We start from the raw sequence: 21,378 nt of genomic DNA on the forward strand, positions 1-21,378 counted from the left end.
TAACCAAATAAGCAGCCCCCCGGTCACAAGCCGAGGGGCTGCTTGTTGATAAGGGGCCACATGCCTCTGATCTGGCTGCCCCCAGCGTCACCGTATGCTGTATACCTTTTTCACTCCACCTTCTGGCTTTTAATCTTTTGCTATACCAATGTCCGCTATACGCCGTCTAGCGATATGAATTTTTATGCCAGACAGCCTGCGAATGGCATAATAAATAACTATCTTCGAATGAAAGAAGATCTCTTTTAACTAACCATTTTCCATGTTTACGAGAGCCTATACGCTTATTGTTATATTGCTGGCAACAGCGCATGCCTATGCGCAGCCCAACAAGTACCAGTTCTCGCAACTGCACATCTCTTCGGGATTGTCGCACAACCAGATCAACAGCATCTTAAAAGATCGTCAGGGCTTCATGTGGTTCGGCACTTTGTCGGGACTCAACCGCTATGATGGTTACAAATTCAAGGTTTTTAAGCATTCAGCAAAAGATTCCACCACGCTGAACGATGATAACATCCTCAACATCCAATCGGGCCCTGAAAATAAGCTCTGGATAAATACCCGTGCCGGATATGTGATCTATGATCCGGCCAAAGAAAGCTTCGACAGGAATCCCGAACGATACCTGAAGTCCAAAGGTATCCACGGATCCCTGACGGATGTTCGCGGCAACGACCATGGCTTGTTCTATATCATCACCTCAGCGGGACTGTATCAGCTGGCAGAACAGGGTGGCCGGGCAAAGATTGTCGCCTCAGCAGGAAGATCACCTTTCACGGGACTGGCCATTGCCGATAACGGGTCTATCTGGGTTGCCAATGCATCCGGGCAGGTAGAGCAGTACCGGGCGGGCAATCATGAGCGATTATTTAGCAGGAAGATTGCTGACGAGGCCATCTATAAGCTTTTTGTTGATCAGGATGAAGATGTCTGGCTCTATTCGGGAGATAAACCCAAGGGCGCCTATCTCATTGAAACGGCAAACAAGTCGGTTAAGCACTATTCAACCTCAGGCAATCCACGCCTGAACACCAACAATATCTACAGCATCAGTCAGGACGATAATGGCACTATCTGGCTGGGTACAGACCACGGAGGCATCAATCTTCTCAACAAAAAACAGAATACTCTGAGTTTCCTCATCAGCCGGGAAGCAGATGAAAAGAGCATCGCGCAGAATAGTACGCCGATGATCTATAAAGACAATGCGGGCATCATGTGGGTAGGCACCTTTAAAAAGGGCCTCAGCTATTACCACGAGAGCATTATTAAGTTCCCGCACTACAGGCACAGGCCCTTTGAACCCAACAGTCTCCCGTACGATGATGTAAACCGCTTTGTTGAAGACAAGCAGGGCAACCTGTGGATCGGTACAAATGGAGGAGGGCTTATTTACTTTGACCGGCAAAGAAATACTTTTAAAACGTACAGGCATAATCCCGCCGACAAGAACAGTCTCAGTAACGATGTAGTGGTGAGCCTCTGGATCGACCGGGAGGAGAAGCTCTGGGTCGGCACCTACTTCGGAGGGCTCGACTGCTTCGACGGCAAGAAATTTAGTAATTATTGTCATAGCGAGGCGGACGAGTCCAGCCTTTCAGATGACCGTGTGTGGGAGATCATGGAAGACTCCGCAGGCAGATTATGGGTAGGAACGCTTCACGGAGGCCTCGATCTGTTCGACAGAAAAACGAAGAGCTTCAGGCACTTCCGCCTGGGCGACCGAAACTCAGTAAAATCGAACTATATCAATGCTCTGCTGGAAGACAAAGCCGGTAATATCTGGATTGGAACAGACTCTGGTGTGGATGTGTTGCAGAAGAAGACCGGCCGGTTTACGCACTACTCCGCTTCCGCGAAAACAGATGGTGGCCTGAGCAATAATAACATCCTTTCCCTCATAGAAGACCGCCGGGGATTGATCTGGATCGGTACGCAAGATGGGGTTACGGTTTATGATCCGGCCAAAGCTCAGTTTAAGGTCTTGAGAACCCAAAACGGCCTGCCAGACAATACCGTATTGACGATCCTGGAAGATCGCGGCGGACATGTCTGGCTGAGTACCACAAAGGGGATCTCTGAATTGATATTAAGCAAACGCGGCGATGATTTCCAGTTCCGCTTCCGGAATTATGATGATCTGGATGGCTTGCAGGGTTTGGAATTCAACGAAAATGCAGCTTTAAGAACCAGCCGGGGTGAACTGATCTTCGGAGGGGCAAATGGGTTTAACCTCTTTCATCCGCAAACGATCAAGACAAACAAGCAGTCGCCCACTGTGGTCTTCACCGACTTCCAGTTGTTCAACAAGAGCGTAGGGCCGGGGCAGCTGATCGAGGGTAATCCCATTTTGAAAGAATCAATTGCGCTGACGCGGAATATCCAGCTGAATTACGACCAGAACTTCTTTTCCGTTGAGTTTGCTGCCCTCAACTTCGCTAATGCCGCTAAGAACAAGTACGCGTACATGCTGGAGGGCTTCAATGACCGCTGGTTCAGTACCGATAGCCGCGATCGTAAGGCCACCTTCACCAACCTGGATCCGGGAGAGTACACATTCAAGGTCCGTGCCTTAAATGATAACGGGGTTTGGAGTTCAGAAGAGCGCCTTAAAATAAAGATCCTGCCTCCGTTCTGGAAGACCACGCCCGCATATATCCTGTACATTCTGGCTGTTGCCGGATTCCTGTATTACCTCCGGCAGAGGGGGATCAGGAAGCTCAAAGCACAATTTGCGCTGGAGCAGGAACGCAAGTCGGCTCAGCAGATGCATGAGCTGGATATGATGAAGATTAAGTTCTTCACCAATGTGAGTCACGAGTTCCGCACTCCGCTGGCGCTGATCCTGGCTCCCCTCGACAGGCTACTGAAGGAGAATCCGGAAGAGAATGCGCGGATGCACCTGACTCTCATACAGCGCAATGCACGCCGCCTGCTCAACCTGGTGAACCAGCTGATGGATTTCCGGAAGATGGAGGTCAAAGAGCTGAAGCTGCAGCCTTTGGAAGATGATATCATCCGGTTTGCCTACGAGAGTTTCCAGTCGTTCAGCGATCTGGCAGAGAAGAAGAATATCAAGTATACCTTCCGTTCGGAGCTAGGTTCTTTCGTGACCAATTTCGATCACGATAAGCTGGAGCGGATCTTCTTCAACCTGCTCTCCAATGCCTTTAAGTTTACTTCAGAAGGCGGGCAGATCAGCATGAGCATGCAATGTGAGCTGAACGAAGATCAGACATCGAATGTGGAGATCCGTATAGAAGATAGCGGCATAGGCATTCCTGTCGACAAGCAGGAAAAGATTTTTGAACGCTTTTTCCAGCATGATGTACCGGGATCGATGGTTAATCAGGGTAGCGGGATCGGGCTTTCTATTACCCGGGAGTTTGTTCAGCTGCATCAGGGTACGATCAGAGTGGAGAGTGAACCCGGAAAGGGCAGCTGCTTTGTGATCGATCTTCCGCTGGAGGCCATATCCGTTAATAGCAACGAAGTGCTGTTTGAAGAGTCGTTCACCAGCCCCAAGCTGGTTTCGCATTTCGAGAACCATGCCGAAGAGCCGGTAAAGCTGAACCATAAAAAGCCGACGATCCTGCTGATTGAGGACAATGACGATTTTCGCTTTTATCTTAAAGACAATCTCCGGCAGTTTTATAATATTCTGGAGTCTTCTAACGGTAAGACGGGCTGGAACAAAGCCCTGTCTATGCATCCCGACCTGATTGTCTCAGATGTCAGCATGCCCGAGCTCAATGGCATTGACCTCTGTGCGAAGCTCAGGGCAGATAGCCGCACGAGCCATATTCCGATTATCCTGCTGACCGCCCTGATGGGTGAGGAGCAGGTGCTCCGGGGAATAGAAACCGGCGCCAACGACTATATGACCAAGCCTTTCAACTTCGAAATTCTGCTATCCAAGATCAAGAACCTCCTGATTCGTCAGGAGTCTATGCGTAAAACATACCAAAAGCAAGTAGAAGTACTGCCGAGCGATGTCGAAGTGCAGTCGGCCGACGAACGTTTCATCCAACAGGCATTGCGCATCATCGAAAAGAACATTTCCAACTCAGATTTTTCAGTCGAGGAGTTCGCAAAGGAAATGTTCATGAGCCGGGTTGCGCTTTATAAGAAACTATTGCAGCTTACACGGCAGACACCTATCGAATTCATCCGCAGCATTCGCTTGAAGCGGGCAGCTAAGCTGCTGGAGAAGTCGCAGCTCACGGTGGCGGAGATCGCCTATGAGGCAGGCTTTACTAATCCCAAAACATTTGCCAAATATTTCAAGGCTGAGTTCGGCCTGCTTCCCTCATCCTACCTGAAAGCGCACTGTGCCTTGAACAGCTCATCTGAAGCCACAGTAAGTGAAAAATAGCCGTTTTGGGGCTCTGGAGGGCCGTGTTAACATATTTATACCCAAACGTTAACATTTTCATACCCTCCCAGGCCTAGCCATCCGCTAGTTTTACGTCTGCATTTAACCAGTATAAACCATAACCAATTACCATGCACAAGAATATTCTAGTTGCTATCTTATTCTGTCTGTCATTCTCTGTTCCTGTTCTCGCCCAGCCGGGCAATGTGAAGAAGCTGAGTAACGGAGTAGCCATCACACTGAACGATCAAACAGCAGGTGTGGCGCAAACGCTCACCCTTCAGGTGGTATCCGACAAGATCATACGGGTCACATCGGCACCTTCAGGAGCCGCTGCCCCACATAAGAGTCTGATGATATCTGAAGGGTTTTCTGCGGGAAGTCCTTCCTGGGATATGTCTCAGGAGTCCGGGCAGCTGACCGTCAAAACGGCTTCCCTGCAAGCTCATGTCGATCTTTCGAACGGGCAGGTGCGCTTTACGGATCCTGCCGGAAAGCCCATCGCCTCGGAACTGAAACGCGATGCCTCGTCTTTTGTGGCCGACGCTTATACAGGAGATACATTCTATAAAATCAAACAGGGCTTTGAAGTTGGAGCTTCCGACGGCTTCTATGGTTTGGGCCAGCACCAAAATGGTGTGATGAACTACCGGGGGCACCAGGTGGACTTGTCGCAGTACAATACCGACGTAGCCATCCCCTTTGTCGTGTCGAATAAAAATTATGGCATCCTGTGGGACAATTACTCCATCACCAAGGTGGGCGATGTACGCACGATGCAGCCTTTATCCCGGTTGAAGCTTTATTCCAAAAACGGTAACGCGGGATGGCTCACTGCCATCTACGCGGACCGTAAAACCGGCAAGGAAATTACAAGCCGCGCAGAGTCTGATATCGACTACTCCTTCCTGAAAGATATGAAGAATTTTCCCGACAGCTTCAAGCTAGGCGATGGAAAGGTTCGTTGGGAGGGTGCTATTGAATCTCCCTATTCCGGCTTGCATACTTTTCTGTTTAAGTATGCGGGGTATATCAAGATCTGGATAGACGGAAAGCTGCAGGCCGACAGGTGGCGTCAGCCCTGGAATGCAGGGGCTATTGAACTCCAGGTAGCACTTCAGGGGAAGCGTAAGTATCCGGTGGTTATTGAATGGGTTCCTGATGGTGGAGAATCTTACTTGTCGCTGAAGTGGCAGAGTCCTGTTCCGGAAAAGGAGAAGAACCATTTTTCATTTGCTTCTGAGGCAGGTGATCACATCGACTACTATTTTGTATCGGGAAAAGATCTTGATGAGGTAATTGCCGGCTATCGCCTGCTTACCGGTTCCGCTTCCATCGTACCGAAGTGGGCTATGGGATTCTGGCAGAGTCGCGAGCGTTATAAGACGCAGGACGAAATTCTGAGTACGGTGAAGACCTTCCGCGATAAGAAGATACCGCTGGATAATATCGTGCTAGACTGGTCATACTGGAAGGAAGATCAGTGGGGAAGTCAGGAATTTGATGAGCAGCGTTTCCCTTCGGCCGGGAAGATGATTTCTGAGCTTCATGACCAGTATAATACCAGGCTGATGATCTCAGTATGGCCCAAGTTTTACAAAGGCACCGATGCGTACAATGATTTTGCTAAAAAAGGCTGGCTGTATACCCGCAATGTGGAAGATGCCAGGAGAGACTGGATAGGGAAGGGATACTTGTCTACATTCTACGATCCGTTTGATGCAGATGCACGGGTAGGTTTTTGGAACCTCCTGAATAATAAATTATATAAAAAGGGTATCGATGCCTGGTGGTTGGATGCGACGGAGCCTGATATCCACTCCAATCTGGATATAGAAACGCGCAAGACCATTTACAGTCCTTCCATAGGATCAGGAACGCGGTATTTTAATGCCTTTCCTTTGATGAATGCAAAGGGCATATACGAAGGGCAACGTAAGACGAATCCAGAAGACCGGGTGTTCATTCTAACACGCTCTGCTTATGCAGGTCTGCAGCGTTTCGCTACCGTTACCTGGAGCGGCGATATATCATCCCGCTGGCACGATATGCGTGATCAGATTTCTGCAGGTATCAACTTTTCTCTGTCTGGCTTGCCTTACTGGACCATGGATATCGGCGGTTTCTCTGTAGAGCGCCGTTTTGAGAATGCCAAAGGTGAAGACCTGAATGAGTGGAGGGAGATGAACACCCGCTGGTACCAGTTCGGTGCATTTACTCCCATCTTCCGCGTACATGGTCAGTTCCCTTACCGCGAGATCTATAATATTGCTCCGGAGGGTCATCCGGCCTATAACAGCATGTTGTATTATAACAAGCTTCGTTACCGCCTCATGCCTTATATCTATTCACTTGCAGGACAGGCTTACCATCAGCACTATACCATCATGAGGGGACTGGTCATGGATTTTGGGCAGGATGATGCGGTGAAAAACATCGACGATCAGTTTATGTTCGGCCCATCGCTGCTGGTGAATCCGGTTTCTGCATACAAGGCAAAGAACAGGGAACTGTATCTGCCAAAAGGAACGGGCTGGTATGATCTTTACTCGGGTGCTTACCTGAAGGGTGGGCAGAAGATCACCGCGGATGCTCCTTATGAGCGAATGCCTCTTTTTGTGAAAGAGGGATCGATACTGCCTTTCGGACCGGAGCTGCAATACACTTCTGAGAAGCCGGCAGACCCAATCCGTCTGTACGTGTACGCCGGAAAAGATGCGTCTTTTACTTTGTACGAAGATGAGGGAACGAACTACAACTATGAGAAGAAGGCGTTTTCCAATATTCCAATCAGCTATAACGAGAGCAGCAAAACCCTTACCATCGGGCAACGGGAAGGCAGCTTTAAGGGAATGCTTCCGAACAGAACCTTCGAGATCGTAGTCGTGAGTCCCCGTTCCAAACGGCCACTTTCATTCAACTCGCCCGTGAAGCAGAAGCTGAGCTATAGCGGACAGAAAATCAGCATGAAAATCAAAAACTACTAACCTATAAACTCAATGGAACGAATAATTACAAAAACGGAAAGGAAGGTTCTCTTATGGGCTTTCATTTCCCTGATGTTTTGCAGCATACAGGGATATACGCAGGTCCGTACCATTACCGGGAAGGTAACCGGGGTGTCTGACGGGCAGCCTGTTCCTTCGGCAGCGGTTAAGGTAAAAGGAAAGGCGGGGGGTACAAGCACCAATATGCAGGGAGCTTTCAGCATCAGTGCGGCTACGGGCGACGTGCTCGAAGTCACTTCGATAGGCTACCAGCGCAAGGAAGTACGGGTAGGCACGGGCAATGTGCTGAACGTGCAGCTGCAAGATGACGTAAAAGCCCTGGAAGAGGTGGTCGTAGTCGGCTACGGTGTTCAGAAGAAGAAACTGGTAACCGGTGCAACGGCCCAGGTGCGGGGAGAAGATCTGCAGAAGCAGAGTACCACCAATGCGCTGCAGGCCCTGCAAGGGCAAGCGCCTGGTATTCAGATTGCTTCTACATCGGGACAGCCGGGAGAAAGCATGCGTGTGATCATCAGAGGTGTGGGTACGATCGGCAACTCTGGTCCGCTCTACATTGTAGATGGGGTGCAGACTCCGAATATTAATTACCTCAACCCATCTGATATTGAGTCGATCGATGTGTTAAAGGATGCGGCCTCTGCTGCCATCTACGGATCGCAGGCAGCGAATGGTGTGGTGCTGGTCACCACGAGGGCCGGAAAGAAAGGTCAGTCGGCATCTATCACCATCGATACCTATACCGGAGTTCAGGATGTGGCCCGCAAGGCTGAGCTGTTAAATTCACAGCAATATGCCTCTATTATGAACGAGGCAGCGGTGAACGTAGGCAAGTTACCCCGGTTTACCACTCAGCAGATTGCAGCAATGGGCTCCGGCACCAACTGGATGGACGAGATGTTTGTAAACGATGCCCTCACGCAGAATCACGTTATCGGTGCGCAGGGTGGTGGCGAATCCTCAACCTATTCGACTTCCTTATCTTATACCGGCCAGGAAGGTATTGTGGGAGGGAAGGATCTTTCCAATTATGATCGTTACAATTTCCGGATCAATTCAGAGCATAATCTGTATAATAATATTCTGAAGGTTGGTCAGCACCTGACGTTCAACTACATCAACAGCAATGGTGTGGGTGTGGGCAATCAGTACAACAACTCCCTGCGCGGAGCCTTCAACACCAGCCCCTTCGTGCCGATGTATGATGAGGCCGGGAATTTCTTTAACAACAAGAACTCTACATGGTATAATGGAGAAGCGAATCCTTATGCCACGATGGTGTACAGCAATCAGAATGACCGTAATAACCAGCGTCTGATCGGTGATCTGTACCTGGAAGTGGAACCGATCAAAAATCTGAAGTTTCGCACCAGTCTGGGAATTGATTATTTTAACGAGGAGAGCAGGTCTTTTACTCCAGAATATGAACTCTCTATCTATACTTTCAACAATCTGACCAGGGTAGACCAGTCCATGGGCAAGGGTAAGACCCTTTTGTTCGACAATTTGCTGAGTTATAATTTCCGTGTGAATACCGACCATAATATCGAGTTGCTGGCAGGATCTTCAACTTTTCAGTCAGACCGCTCCGTTATCTGGGGAGTAAATACTGATCTGATCTTCAACGATCTGCAGCATGCCTGGTTGTCAAACGCGCTGAATACCAATGGTGCGACCATCACAATTGGCGGCGGACCTACAAACCGCCCGGGTAATCAGGGTCCTACTGTGTTTGAGGAGAAGCGGCTTTCCTACTTCGGACGTTTGAACTACAACTACAAAGAGAAGTACCTTCTAAACATGACCTTCCGTGCTGATGGATCATCGAAGTTCTCTAAAGAAAACAGATGGGGGTATTTTCCATCTGTGTCTGCAGGCTGGGTAGTGAGCAACGAGTCGTTCCTGGATCCTGCGAACAACTGGCTCAGCTTCCTGAAGCTGAGAGGAAGCTGGGGACAGGTAGGTAATCAGAACATTATCGCCTTCCAGTACCTTGCGCCGGTTACCTTCGATAATACCAATTATGTTTTCGGAAATACGGAAGGCGAGCTTACCCCCGGAGCTTATCCGAGCAGGCTGGGTAATCCGAATCTGAAATGGGAAACATCCGAGCAGCTCAATCTGGGTTTCGACTCGCGCTTATTTCAGGATAAGATCAACCTGACATTCGACTGGTACAAGAAGACCACCAAAGACTGGCTGATCGCTGCTCCTATTCTCGCTACTGCGGGAGCGGATGCGCCATACATCAATGGAGGTAACGTAGAGAACAAAGGTGTGGAGTTGGGGCTCTCTTACGATGGAGTGGCCGGAGATTTCAGGTACACCATCGGCGTGAACGGGGCATACAACAAGAACAAGGTTGCTGAGATCCCTACATCCGACGGAATTATTCATGGTGCGAACGGACAGCTGTTTGATAACTCCCTTGAATTTTACCGCGCTCAAACTGGATTTCCTATAGGGTATTTCTGGGGTCTGAGCACTGCGGGAATCTTCCAGTCGGAAGCTGAGGTGAATGCCCACCGTTCCTCGAACAATACCTTGATTCAGCCTTCCGCACAGCCGGGAGACGTACGTTATGTGGATCAGAATGATGACGGCATCATTAATGATCTGGATCGCGGGATGATCGGTAATCCGAACCCGGATTATACGTTCGGTATCAACCTGTCTGCGAACTACAAGGGCTTTGACTTTTCGCTGCTGGCATCAGGAGTTATCGGTAACGAAATTGTGCAGTCGTACCGCAACCATGCTAACCAGTATGCCAATTATACCACTTCCATTTTAGGGAGATGGCATGGACCGGGTTCGTCCAATACGATGCCCCGGGTAACGGAGAACTCAGCGAACTGGATCAACTTTTCAGATCTCTATATCCACGAAGGCGATTACCTGCGATTGAGCAATATCACGGTGGGCTACGATTTCGGCCGGATATTCAAGAAGAGCTATTTGCGTCAGGTGAGGATCTACGCTTCAGCGCAAAACCTCTATACGTTCACCAAGTACAGCGGTATGGACCCTGAGATCGGCTATGGAATTGATAATGGAGAGCGCGACAGATTTTCATCAGGGATAGACCTGGGCTATTACCCTCGTCCGCGGACATTCCTTTTAGGCGCTAATATCCGTTTCTAACCACTAAACTGAATTAAAAATGAAAACTCTGAAAATATATTTGCTTGCCATGGCGCTTGTTTCGGCGGGAGGCTGTAAGGACTTCCTCGATGTAGAGCCCATTACATCAGTGACTGAAACCAATTATTATAAGACCCCGGCAGACGCCTATAAGGCACTTGTGGGCTGCTATGACGGCCTCCAGACCGTTTGGGCCGAGGGTATGAGCTTCCCGGTAGCATCGGAAGTGATGTCTGACAACTGTTTCGGTGGAGGAGGAGCATCTGACAGTTATAACTATCAGATGATTGATGAATTTGACAAGCTGCGTTCGCCTTCAGACCAGAATAACTTCGGTCCGAACTGGGTGGCCTATTACAAAGCGATATACCGCTGTAATGTGCTGATCAGTAAGATGGAACAGATAGAATGGGGCGCCGACCCTACATTGAGAAATACCTATGAATCAGAAGCACGGTTCCTGCGCGCCTATCTCTATTTCGACCTGGTAAGGCTTTTTGGCAATATTCCGCTGCTGACAGCACCTTCGGCCGACAATTTGCCGCAGGCTGCTCCGGAAGAAGTATATAAGGTGATTGCAGAAGATCTGAAGTTTGCTTCGGAGAATCTTCCTGCTACAGCCTACAGTGCACAAGCGGTGGCTAATCATGGCCGGGTAACCAAGTTTGCTGCTGAGGCGCTGTTGGGGCGCGTGTTTCTGTACTACACCGGCTATTACGGAAAGTCAGACCTGGCAGGAGTGGTCAGCAAGGCGGAAGTGCTTGCCTATCTTGAAAATGTGATCTCTGCAGGAGGGTACAGCCTGGTGAGCAATTTCGCCAATTTGTGGCCATCTTCCCTGACCGCCTATGAGGGTGAGGATAATAAGGAGACCGTCTTTGCGATAAAGTACACCTACACCAGTGACTACAACGGAAATACAGACGGAAACCACTGGATGGTCATGTTCGGGATGCGTGAGCAGTTTGTTTATCCCTATGGTAACGGCTGGGGATTCGGAACTGTCAATCCGAAGCTTTATAACGCTTATGCAGCTACGGATACGCGCCGGGCAGCTTCCATTATTGCCGTGGTACCGGAAAATGTTGGTTTCACCAGTCAGGCTAAACAAAGAGAATATTCGGGCTTTTACGTGGAGAAATATGCGCCGCTGGTGGATGAAGCAGGAAATAGTGTCGCTGTAAGCAAAGGTGCGGTGAACTTCATGATCGGGCAGTTCCAGGATTATGTCTCCATTCGCTATTCCGATGTGCTGCTGATGGCAGCAGAACTGGGCAGTCCGAATGCGCAGACTTATTTTGATGAAGTGAGAAGGAGAGCCTACCAGGATGCATTCACACCGCTTCCGGTTACGCAGGACAATATTATGAAGGAACGCAGGCTGGAGTTTGCTTTCGAAGGCATCCGCTACTGGGATCTGCTTCGCCGGGGAGTGAATGCGGCCGCGCAGGAAATTGCCGAGAACACCACCTTGCTGAGCGGCGGGCAGAACGGTCAGAAAGTGATCCTGGCATCAAAGATTGTGGAAACTGCGGGATTGCAGCAGATCCCGTATACGCAGATCACGCTGTCAAACGGTGTATTGAAGCAGAATGCAGGCTGGTAAGTGGAAATGGATATAATAAAAAATATAGATATGATACGCTTTAGTAAAATATTGACAGCTCTTTTCTTGCCGCTCATCGTGATGATGGCCTGCCAGAAGGAGAACTATAATCTGGAATCTGCGATCGATAAGTCGAGCGTCAAGTTTACAGTCGTTCAGGATCTCACAGTAGATCCGGGCGGTAATACCGTGGTTTTAACGAATGAAACACAGGGCGTCCTGCCGATGTGGGATTATGGAACGGGTCGTTCTACGCGGATGAAGGATACCGTGAGGTTTGCGTTTAAAGGGACTTATATGGTGAAGTTTTCTGTCCTTTCAGGAGGTACAGAGGTGAAACTGGATTCAGTTCCGGTGGTGGTTACTGCCGATAATCTGAGTTATGTGCAGGATAAGGAGTGGATTGATCTAACCGGCGGCCCGGGAAATGAGAAAGTATGGCTGCTGGATACAGAAGGTAAGAAGGGCGCGGGACCCATCACGTTCCTGGATCCGGCGAACTTCAGCAATGTATGGTGGTGGCCAGGCACAGCGGATGTTTATCCGGGGGTAATGGCAGCGGGCAATTATGGATCTATGACCTTTAGCCTCAAAGGCGGACCATTCTTCCGGAATGAAAAGCTGATTGAAGGAGGAGTGAAAGAGAACGGTACGTTCTCCCTGGATCTGAATGCCAAGACCCTGACGCTGAATGGTGCTACTATTCTTCGTTCGTATAAGCCGTCTAAGAACGGGATCACTGGTATCAGCAACTGGTCGAAATATAACATCATTGAGCTAACTGAGAGCAGCCTCCGCCTGGGCGTGTTGCGGGATAAGGATGTTGATGGTGAAGGACCGGCCATATTGGTTTATAACTTCATTTCGAAAGAGTACTCAGATAACTGGGTGCCCGTGGAAACCGGTCCGGATGAGGGCTTCAATCCTTCTTTCAAAAAAGGGGAGTTGTTAAGTATGCTGGCAGGAAGCAGCACCTCGGGACGTATATGGCTGCTGGATGCTGCGGGTAACGCAGTAGACTGGATTGGCAAGGGCAAGGGCTGGACTAAGTCTTCTAATGATTCAAGAGACTGGGGCTGGAATAAGTCGTGGGACGATGTTGCCGGAAAATCCTGGATCTTGTTTGACCGGATAGGCGGCCAGAACTACACCCGTAACCAGAATGGTGTTTATAGCCGGGGGCAGTTTACTATCAATGAGGAAACGAATGAAGTGACGCTGGTGGGGAATACCTTGATTCAGAACCCCGACAGCTGGATGAACCCGGCGAATAATGTGTTCAAGGTGGTGAAAGCCTTCCCCGGTAAGGAAGGTACAAAAGGTATCTGGTTCGGAACCTCTTACACGGCAGAGAAGGATGAGTGGTTCGCCTTCCACTATGTATTGGGTTCTAAATAAATTGGGTTTTTGGTTAGTGAAAGATCCCCGCGCTATGTGGGGGTCTTTTTTAATGTGATATGTATGCGTAAATATTTACTGATCCTGCTGTGTTTTGTTCAGGCAGGCGCTTGGGCGGCGGGCGGCGAACGCGAGGTTATCGACTTCAGTGCATCCTGGAAGTTTCATCTGGGTGATGTCCCGGAAGCTAAGGACCCCCTGTTTAAAGATGCAGGTTGGCGCTCACTGGATGTGCCGCATGACTGGAGCATAGAGGGTGATTTCAGCAAAGATCACCCGGCCACTCCGGGAGGGGGAGCCTTGCCGGGAGGCACTGGCTGGTACCGGAAGACCTTTGACGTGCCCGCAGAAGACAGAGGGCGACTGATTTACATTGATTTCGATGGTGTGTATCATCAGAGTGAAGTATGGATAAACGGCCATTATCTCGGAAAACGGCCTAATGGGTATATCTCTTTCCGGTATGAGCTGTCGAAGTTCCTCCGGTTTGGGGAGAAGAACGTGCTCTCTGTGAAGGTAGATAATGCTAAACAGCCCAATTCGCGCTGGTATTCGGGATCAGGCATTTACCGGAAGGTGTCTTTGGTGAAGGTTGACCCTGTGCATGTCCCTCAATATGGCACCTTTGTGACTACGCCGCAGGTTTCTGCGGAGCGGGCGGAGGTGGCTGTGCGGACCACGGTATTGAATGCTTCAGCAAAAAGGGCTTCTGTGAGATTAAATACTATTGTGAGGGATGCCGGAGGAGTGGAAGTGGCGTCTATATGGCAGAACCAGGCAATCTTGCCAGGGAAAACGTTTCAGTTCAATCAGCGGGGTGGTGTGACCAAACCAAGGATGTGGTCGGTTGGCGACCCGGCGCTGTATACCGCCGTCAGCCGGGTTTATATAGGGAAGAAGCTTGTCGACACCTACGAGACCACGTTTGGTATCCGTACGTTTCGCTTCGATGCCGATAAAGGATTCAGCTTAAACGGTGTGCCGATGAAGATACAGGGGGTATGCAATCATCATGATCTTGGGGCTCTCGGGGCGGCGTTTAACAGGCGTGCTGCAGAGCGGCAGCTGGAAATTCTGAAGGGCATGGGCTGCAATGGAATCCGGACCTCGCATAATCCGCCTGCACCGGAGCTTCTGGAGCTTTGCGACCGCATGGGATTTATTGTGATGGATGAGGCTTTCGACATGTGGAAGAAGCAAAAGAATCCTTTCGATTATCATCAGGACTGGGATCAATGGCACCGGAGGGATCTGGAAGACCTGGTGAAACGGGACCGTAATCATCCGAGTGTTTTCATCTGGAGTGTGGGAAATGAGATCCAGGAACAATGGGGGGATGAAGCGAAGGGTGATACCACAGGAAGGGTTATTGCCCGTGAGCTGGTGTCTATTGTCCGCAGTCTCGATACGACGCGGGCGATTACGACAGCGAATAATGAAGTAAACACATACAACAACCTGTTGAAGTCGGGGGCCTTTGACCTGATTGGCTATAACTATAATCACCGGCTTTGGGCAAACTTCCATGAGCGCTGGCCGGGTAAGAAGTTTATTGTAACGGAGAGCACTTCGGCCTTGCAGACCAGAGGGCATTATGATCTGGTGCCTTTTGATACGATCCGCAGATGGCCGGAGGCCTGGGACAAGCCCATTAAGGGAGGAGGGAATGCGGATTTTACGGTTTCGGCCTATGATCATGTGAGTGCACCCTGGGGGTCTACGCATGAGGAAAGCCTGAAGGCTTTGCATGCAAATGCACATGTTTCGGGCATGTATGTCTGGACGGGGTTTGATTATCTGGGGGAACCTACGCCTTATCCATGGCCGGCAAGGAGCTCCTATTTCGGGATTGTGGACCTTGCAGGCTTTCCGAAGGATGTGTATTGGCTGTATAAGAGTGTGTGGACGAATCAGCCTGTGCTGCATTTGTATCCTCACTGGAATTGGAAAGTGGGCGATACGGTGGATGTTGTAGCATATTACAGTCAGGCGGACGAGGTGGAGTTGTTTCTGAACGGGAAGTCGCTGGGCGGGAAAAAGAAGACCGCTGATGAGCTTCATGTGAAATGGCGCGTGCCTTTTGCTGAGGGGCATCTTCATGCTGTTTCGCGGAAAGGTGGCGTAGAGGTTTTGTCGGAAGATGTGTATACGGCCGGGAAGCCTGCGAAGATTGAACTGCTGGCCGACAGGAGCAACCTGACCGCTGACGGGCGGGATCTGTCTTTTGTGACGGTGCGTGTGCTGGATGAAGCAGGGCATGTGGTGCCGGGGGCCGACAACCTCGTACGGTTCCATGTTAGCGGAGCAGGGGTGTTGAATGCGGTGGATAATGGCAGTCCGACCAGTCATGAGCGGTTTAAGGCAGATAAGAGGAAAGCGTTTAACGGTATGGCACTGGCGATTATCCAGTCGGGCAAGGCCGCTGGTGAGATACGGGTGGAAGCCGTGTCGGAAGGATTGCAGGGGTCAGAGATTGTATTGACGGTGAAGTAGAACTTGTGTAGTTAATCCCCCGCCCGGGTGTGATAATTATTAAAAATCTGATATCTTGCCCTTTCTTTTAGACCGAATGATAAAAACCACATGAAAGGATTCTGTTCGCTGCTGTTATTGTTTTTGAGTATTTCCTCTTTGGCTCAAGATGCCAAAGTGTATATGTTTTCGTATTTTAAAGGGAATGGGGAGGATGGTTTACACCTCGCCTATTCTAAGGATGGATATGAATGGAAAGCATTAAAAGATGATCAATCCTTTCTTACGCCTCAGGTTGGAAAGGATAAGCTGATGCGCGATCCCTGCATCATCAGAGGGGGAGACGGGAAATTTCATATGGTGTGGACGGTTAGCTGGACAGACAAAGGGATTGGATATGCGAGTTCTGAAGATCTCGTGAACTGGTCAGAGCAGCAATTTATTCCGGTAATGCAACATGAGGAGGGTGCCAGAAATACCTGGGCCCCGGAGCTGACCTATGACGCGAAGACCAAAACGTATATGATATATTGGGCGAGCACCATCCGGGGACGCTTTCCGGAAACGCAGGTAGCAGCTGATGATGGTTACAACCACCGGATGTACTATGTGACGACGCAGGACTTCAAGGCCTTTAGTGAGACGAAGCTTTTATATGATCCGGGTTTCAATGTCATCGACGCCTCTATTGTGCAGGACGGTAAACGCTGGGTGATGTTCCTGAAGGATGAGACACGTGAACCTGCGCAAAAGAATTTGAAGATGGCTTTTTCTAAAAAGCTGACGGGACCCTATACCAAGGCAGGCGAGCCAATTACGGGCAAGTACTGGGCAGAAGGTCCGACAGTACTTCGGCAGGGCAAGGAGTGGATGGTGTTTTTCGATAAATACCGGGATCATCGGTACGGGGCTGTTTCATCAACGGACCTGAAGAACTGGAAGGATATTTCGGATAAGATCAGCATGCCTCGGGGTATCAGGCATGGAAGTATTTTTACGGTTAGCGAAGCTGAATTTCAGAAGCTCAGGTAGGCCTGGTTAACAAAACTATGCCTGATCGGTAACATTCTGGTACCCTTCAGTTAGATGAGTGTCTTTAGTTTTGCTATCGTTCGCCACAGATCCTAACCTGTCTGCTGGCAAGGTATATTAATCACTAATCATTATGAAATCTAAAGTACTACCTATCTTCTGTTCGGTGACCTTGTGTCTGGCTCTGAGCATTCAGTCGCTCAGCGCTCAGTGGGCTGCTGATCCATCTGTGGAAGGAAAAATCGCTGAGCTCGTCAAAAAAATGACTCTTGAGGAAAAGATCAGCATGATCCATGCGAACTCTTCCTTCACTTCTGCCGGCGTTCCGCGTCTTGGGATTCCGGAGCTCACTACATCTGACGGCCCTCATGGCGTTCGTCCGGAACATGGGCGCGACTGGGTGCTCGACAATAAGGGTGGGGATTCATCCACCTATCTGCCTGTGGGTATTACACTGGCATCGACCTGGAATACTCAATTGGGTTATGCTTTTGGCGCGGTGCTGGGTCAGGAAGCCAATTTCCGGGGGAAGGACGTGATCCTTGGCCCGGGCATCAACATCATCCGCACACCCCTGAATGGAAGGAACTTTGAATACATGAGTGAAGATCCCTACCTCATTTCGAAAATGGCGGTCGGTTACATCAAGGGAGTGCAGGATCAGGGCGTGTCTGCCAGTTTGAAGCACTTCATAGCCAATAATCAGGAGATTATGCGCTCGGGGATAAATGTGGAGATGAGTGACCGGGCCCTGCGGGAGATTTACCTTCCGGGATTTCGTGCCGCCGTGGTAGAAGGCGGGGTGAATACCGTAATGGGTGCATATAACAGGTTCAGAGGGGAATATTGTACATATAGCAATCTGCTGGTTAACCAGATCCTGAAAGGGGAGTGGGGATTCAGAGGATTGGTGATGAGCGACTGGGGTGCCATTCATGATACGAAGGAAGCTTTGTTGGGAGGAGCGGACCTGGAGATGGGCACGGATCTTTCTATGCTGCCTAATCCGGACTTCAGTAAGTTTTATTTTGCTGATGCGGCCTTGAAGCTCGTTAGAAATGGAGAGGTTTCCGAGTCTGTTATCGATGATAAGGTACGTCGTATTTTGAGAGTGATGTTCAAGACGCACATGTTTGCTAATCGCCCGAAGGCCACTCATGCCACAAAAGAACACGCTGAGCTGGCGCGGAAGGTTGCAGAAGAGGGAATCACTCTTCTGAAAAATAAGGGGGTTCTGCCTTTTAACAAAAGCGCTCTGAAGACGATAGCGGTTATTGGTGCGAATGCAAACCGCGAAAATGCAATGGGCGGGGGAAGCTCACAGGTGCGGCCCCGTTATGAGATTACGCCATTGAAGGGCTTGCAAAATGCGGCAGGCAATAGTATTGGAGTTGTTTTTGAGCAGGGATATACCATTACGAAGAACGCTACTGCCGATAAAGAGCTGATCAGAAAGGCTGTTGAGGCTGCAAAGAAGGCGGATGTAGCCGTTGTTGTGGGTGGATGGATCCACGGATACGACTATAGCAAGTGGGATGAAAACGCATATGACACCGAGGGATTTGATAAAGCCAGCCTGAAGATGCCTTTTGGTCAGGATGAACTTATCCAGGCAGTAGTGAAGGCGAATCCAAATACCGTGGTTGTTCTTTACGGAGGAGGTGCTATTGATATGATGGCCTGGGAGAAGAATGCCAAAGCGATTATCCAGGCCGGATATCCGGGCATGGAGGGAGGAAATGCCTTGGCATCTATCCTGTTTGGTGATGTAAATCCATCCGGAAAATTGACGGTAACTTTCCCGAAAACGTTGAAGGATATTCCGGCGCATAAGCTAGGTGAGTATCCCGGCGACAGTGTGACCGTTCGTTATAACGAAGACATCTTTGTAGGCTACCGCTATTTCGACACCTATAGGGTGAAGCCGCTATTTAGTTTCGGCCATGGATTGTCGTACACAAGCTACCAGTATACGAAGCCGCTTGTTGCCACAACTGATAGCTCGGCTGTACTGAAGTTTACGCTTGAGAATACGGGCGCAAGAGGCGGGGCAGAGGTTGTGCAGGTCTATGTGGCCGACAGGAAGTCATCGTTGAAGCGCCCTGCAAAAGAGTTAAAGGCTTTTCAGAAGGTGTTTTTGCAGCCCGGCGAGTCCAGGGAAGTGGAAATGACGCTGGATAGGTCTGCCTTCAGTTATTTCAACGATCAGCAGGGTAAATGGGTCCTTGAGCCTGGTGAATTCGACATACTCATCGGTAGTTCGTCATCGGACCTCCGGCTAAAAAAGAGAATAAAGCTCTGATAATCGGGCCTGGACATAAATAATAAATATTTATGCGTTAATTACAGAAATATTCCTACTTTGAGGCGCAGAATTTTAGGGTGTTTAATCGACACTTACTAAGTATCACCAGGCTTTGTCTCCGGTCCATATTGAAAGGAAATCAGGATCAAGACAGAGTACGAATAGTGTAAATATTAAACAGATATATAAACCAAATGAATACGCTTGACACGAAGGATTACATTGTTTTTCTTATCTATTTTGTGATAGTAGCAGGTTATGGATTGTGGATCTATAATCGTAAGAAAGCTGAGAGCATGGGCTCGAAAGACTACTTTCTCGCAGAAGGATCTTTAACCTGGTGGGCTATCGGTGCCTCACTGATCGCCTCTAATATTTCTGCCGAGCAGTTCGTTGGAATGAGTGGATCCGGTTTCCAGATTGGTCTGGCCATTTCTGCTTATGAATGGATGGCTGCGCTGACGCTGATTATCGTTGCGGTGTTTTTCATTCCGGTATATCTGAAGAACAAGATCTTCACCATGCCACAGTTCCTCCATCAGCGATACAATGGAACGGTAGCGATGGTAATGGCCATTTTCTGGTTGTTGCTATACGTTGTGGTTAACCTGACGTCTATCCTGTACCTGGGTGCTATTGCGGTAAGTGCAATTTCTGGTATCAGTTTAACGGTCTGTATGTATTTCCTTGCGTTCTTCGCCATTATCATTACGCTGGGTGGAATGAAAGTTATTGGTTATACCGACGTTATTCAGGTATTCTTCCTGATTCTCGGAGGTTTAGCGACGACCTATCTGGCGCTGAATCTGGTAGCTGAACACTATGGCAGCTCAGGTGTAATAAGTGGTTTTAGCCATATGATGGACAAAGCTCCTGAGCACTTTGAGATGATCCTTCATCAGGATAACGAAAATTTCCTGGATCTACCGGGTTTAACAGTATTGCTGGGTGGTCTTTGGATCGTGAATCTGAACTACTGGGGATGTAACCAATACATCGTTCAGCGCGCTCTAGGTGCGGATTTGAAAACTGCACGTGAAGGTATCTTATTCGCAGCATTCCTGAAATTACTTATGCCGGTTATCGTGGTTCTTCCAGGTATAGCTGCATATATCTTATACAAAGAAGGTTCAGGTACATTCCCTACAGATATGACAATGAATGGGGAACTTAACCAGGATAGAGCTTATCCTGTGTTGTTAAACTTGCTTCCTGCAGGTCTTAAAGGATTATCATTCGCTGCGTTAACTGCTGCGGTTGTTGCATCGCTGGCTGGTAAGGCAAACAGTATCGCTACAATCTTTACTCTTGATATCTACAAAAAGGTTTTCAATACGGGAGCCAGCGAAAAGAAATTGGTAAATGTAGGTAAGCTGAGCGTTATCGTATCAATGATCTTGGGTGTAATCATTGCTCCACACCTGGGTATTGATAAGAAGGGTGGATTCCAATACATTCAGGAATATACAGGGTTTGTTTCCCCAGGTATCTTTGCTATGTTTATACTTGGATTCTTTTGGAAGAAAGCGACTTCTAATGCTGCTTTATTCGCAACAGTAGGAGGTTTCTTATTCTCCCTGGTGTTTAAATTCATGCCGGAATGGGTGGACTTAAGCTTCCTTATTCCATCTGGATTTGCTGTGAAGAGCGCTGCCTCTGGTCTGGTTGAAATACCTTTCCTTGACAGAATGGGATTTGTATTCGTCATCTGTATGGTGGGTATGTATCTGATCAGTATGTATGAAAGCAGACATGGTGTGAAACCTGTTTCTCTGGAAGTAGATACTAAGATGTTTAAGGCTCATCCTGCCTTTATCGCTGGATCTATCATCGTTATCGGTATTCTTACTGCATTATACACGATCTTCTGGTAATCAGAATAGGTCGACAAATAGCTTGAATAAAGGGCTGCTTCAGACAATGAAGCAGCCCTTTTTATTTATTGGGGTCACCATCGTCAGGTTTGCAGGCCTGACCGGCCTTGAATGAGATTCAGGAAGTTTCCTCTGCAGGTGAGACAGAGTACAGCCTCAGTGTG

The 21,378-nt window shown here is 49.0% G+C and carries 9 protein-coding genes; all 9 read left to right on the forward strand.

The window, feature by feature from the left end; genetic code table 11:
- The first annotated feature begins 262 nt into the window (after positions 1-262).
- Entirely contained in the window at positions 263-4,378 is a 4,116-nt protein-coding gene (locus ACO1NU_RS05610) for a two-component regulator propeller domain-containing protein (RefSeq protein ID WP_448817486.1), read from the forward strand.
- A gap of 131 nt (positions 4,379-4,509) precedes the next feature.
- On the forward strand, positions 4,510-7,365 hold the full coding sequence (locus ACO1NU_RS05615) for a TIM-barrel domain-containing protein (protein ID WP_448817487.1): 2,856 nt from the start codon (positions 4,510-4,512) through the stop codon (positions 7,363-7,365).
- Positions 7,366-7,377: 12 nt separating this feature from the next.
- Positions 7,378-10,527, forward strand: a complete 3,150-nt coding sequence (locus tag ACO1NU_RS05620) for a SusC/RagA family TonB-linked outer membrane protein (RefSeq protein WP_448817488.1) — start codon at positions 7,378-7,380, stop codon at positions 10,525-10,527.
- A 19-nt stretch (positions 10,528-10,546) separates the two neighbouring features.
- The gene (locus ACO1NU_RS05625) at positions 10,547-12,133 is read left to right on the forward strand and encodes a RagB/SusD family nutrient uptake outer membrane protein (protein WP_448817489.1); all 1,587 of its coding nucleotides are present in this window, start codon (positions 10,547-10,549) and stop codon (positions 12,131-12,133) included.
- Between the two features lie 30 nt (positions 12,134-12,163).
- A complete protein-coding gene (locus ACO1NU_RS05630) occupies positions 12,164-13,531 on the forward strand; it encodes a hypothetical protein (RefSeq protein WP_448817490.1) in 1,368 nt (455 codons plus the stop codon).
- Between the two features lie 63 nt (positions 13,532-13,594).
- Positions 13,595-16,024 carry a beta-galactosidase GalB gene (galB, locus tag ACO1NU_RS05635; RefSeq protein ID WP_448817491.1) on the forward strand — a complete coding sequence of 810 codons (2,430 nt, stop codon included), beginning with the start codon at positions 13,595-13,597 and terminating at the stop codon, positions 16,022-16,024.
- Positions 16,025-16,114: 90 nt separating this feature from the next.
- Entirely contained in the window at positions 16,115-17,035 is a 921-nt protein-coding gene (locus ACO1NU_RS05640; protein WP_448817492.1) for a glycoside hydrolase family 43 protein, read from the forward strand.
- Positions 17,036-17,168: 133 nt separating this feature from the next.
- Positions 17,169-19,337 carry a glycoside hydrolase family 3 C-terminal domain-containing protein gene (locus ACO1NU_RS05645; protein ID WP_448817493.1) on the forward strand — a complete coding sequence of 723 codons (2,169 nt, stop codon included), beginning with the start codon at positions 17,169-17,171 and terminating at the stop codon, positions 19,335-19,337.
- Between the two features lie 197 nt (positions 19,338-19,534).
- Positions 19,535-21,214, forward strand: coding sequence for a sodium/sugar symporter (locus ACO1NU_RS05650; protein ID WP_448817494.1), 1,680 nt, complete (start codon positions 19,535-19,537; stop codon positions 21,212-21,214).
- Positions 21,215-21,378 lie beyond the last annotated feature (164 nt).

The organism is Arcticibacter sp., assembly GCF_053551015.1.

What these genes read in the sequence shown, in the direction of transcription:
- ACO1NU_RS05610 (WP_448817486.1), top strand. Translation starts at nt 263, where the DNA reads ATGTTTACGAGAGCCTATACGCTTATTGTTATATTGCTGGCAACAGCG.
- ACO1NU_RS05615 (WP_448817487.1), top strand. Translation starts at nt 4,510, where the DNA reads ATGCACAAGAATATTCTAGTTGCTATCTTATTCTGTCTGTCATTCTCT.
- ACO1NU_RS05620 (WP_448817488.1), top strand. Translation starts at nt 7,378, where the DNA reads ATGGAACGAATAATTACAAAAACGGAAAGGAAGGTTCTCTTATGGGCT.
- ACO1NU_RS05625 (WP_448817489.1), top strand. Translation starts at nt 10,547, where the DNA reads ATGAAAACTCTGAAAATATATTTGCTTGCCATGGCGCTTGTTTCGGCG.
- ACO1NU_RS05630 (WP_448817490.1), top strand. Translation starts at nt 12,164, where the DNA reads ATGATACGCTTTAGTAAAATATTGACAGCTCTTTTCTTGCCGCTCATC.
- galB (WP_448817491.1), top strand. Translation starts at nt 13,595, where the DNA reads ATGCGTAAATATTTACTGATCCTGCTGTGTTTTGTTCAGGCAGGCGCT.
- ACO1NU_RS05640 (WP_448817492.1), top strand. Translation starts at nt 16,115, where the DNA reads ATGAAAGGATTCTGTTCGCTGCTGTTATTGTTTTTGAGTATTTCCTCT.
- ACO1NU_RS05645 (WP_448817493.1), top strand. Translation starts at nt 17,169, where the DNA reads ATGAAATCTAAAGTACTACCTATCTTCTGTTCGGTGACCTTGTGTCTG.
- ACO1NU_RS05650 (WP_448817494.1), top strand. Translation starts at nt 19,535, where the DNA reads ATGAATACGCTTGACACGAAGGATTACATTGTTTTTCTTATCTATTTT.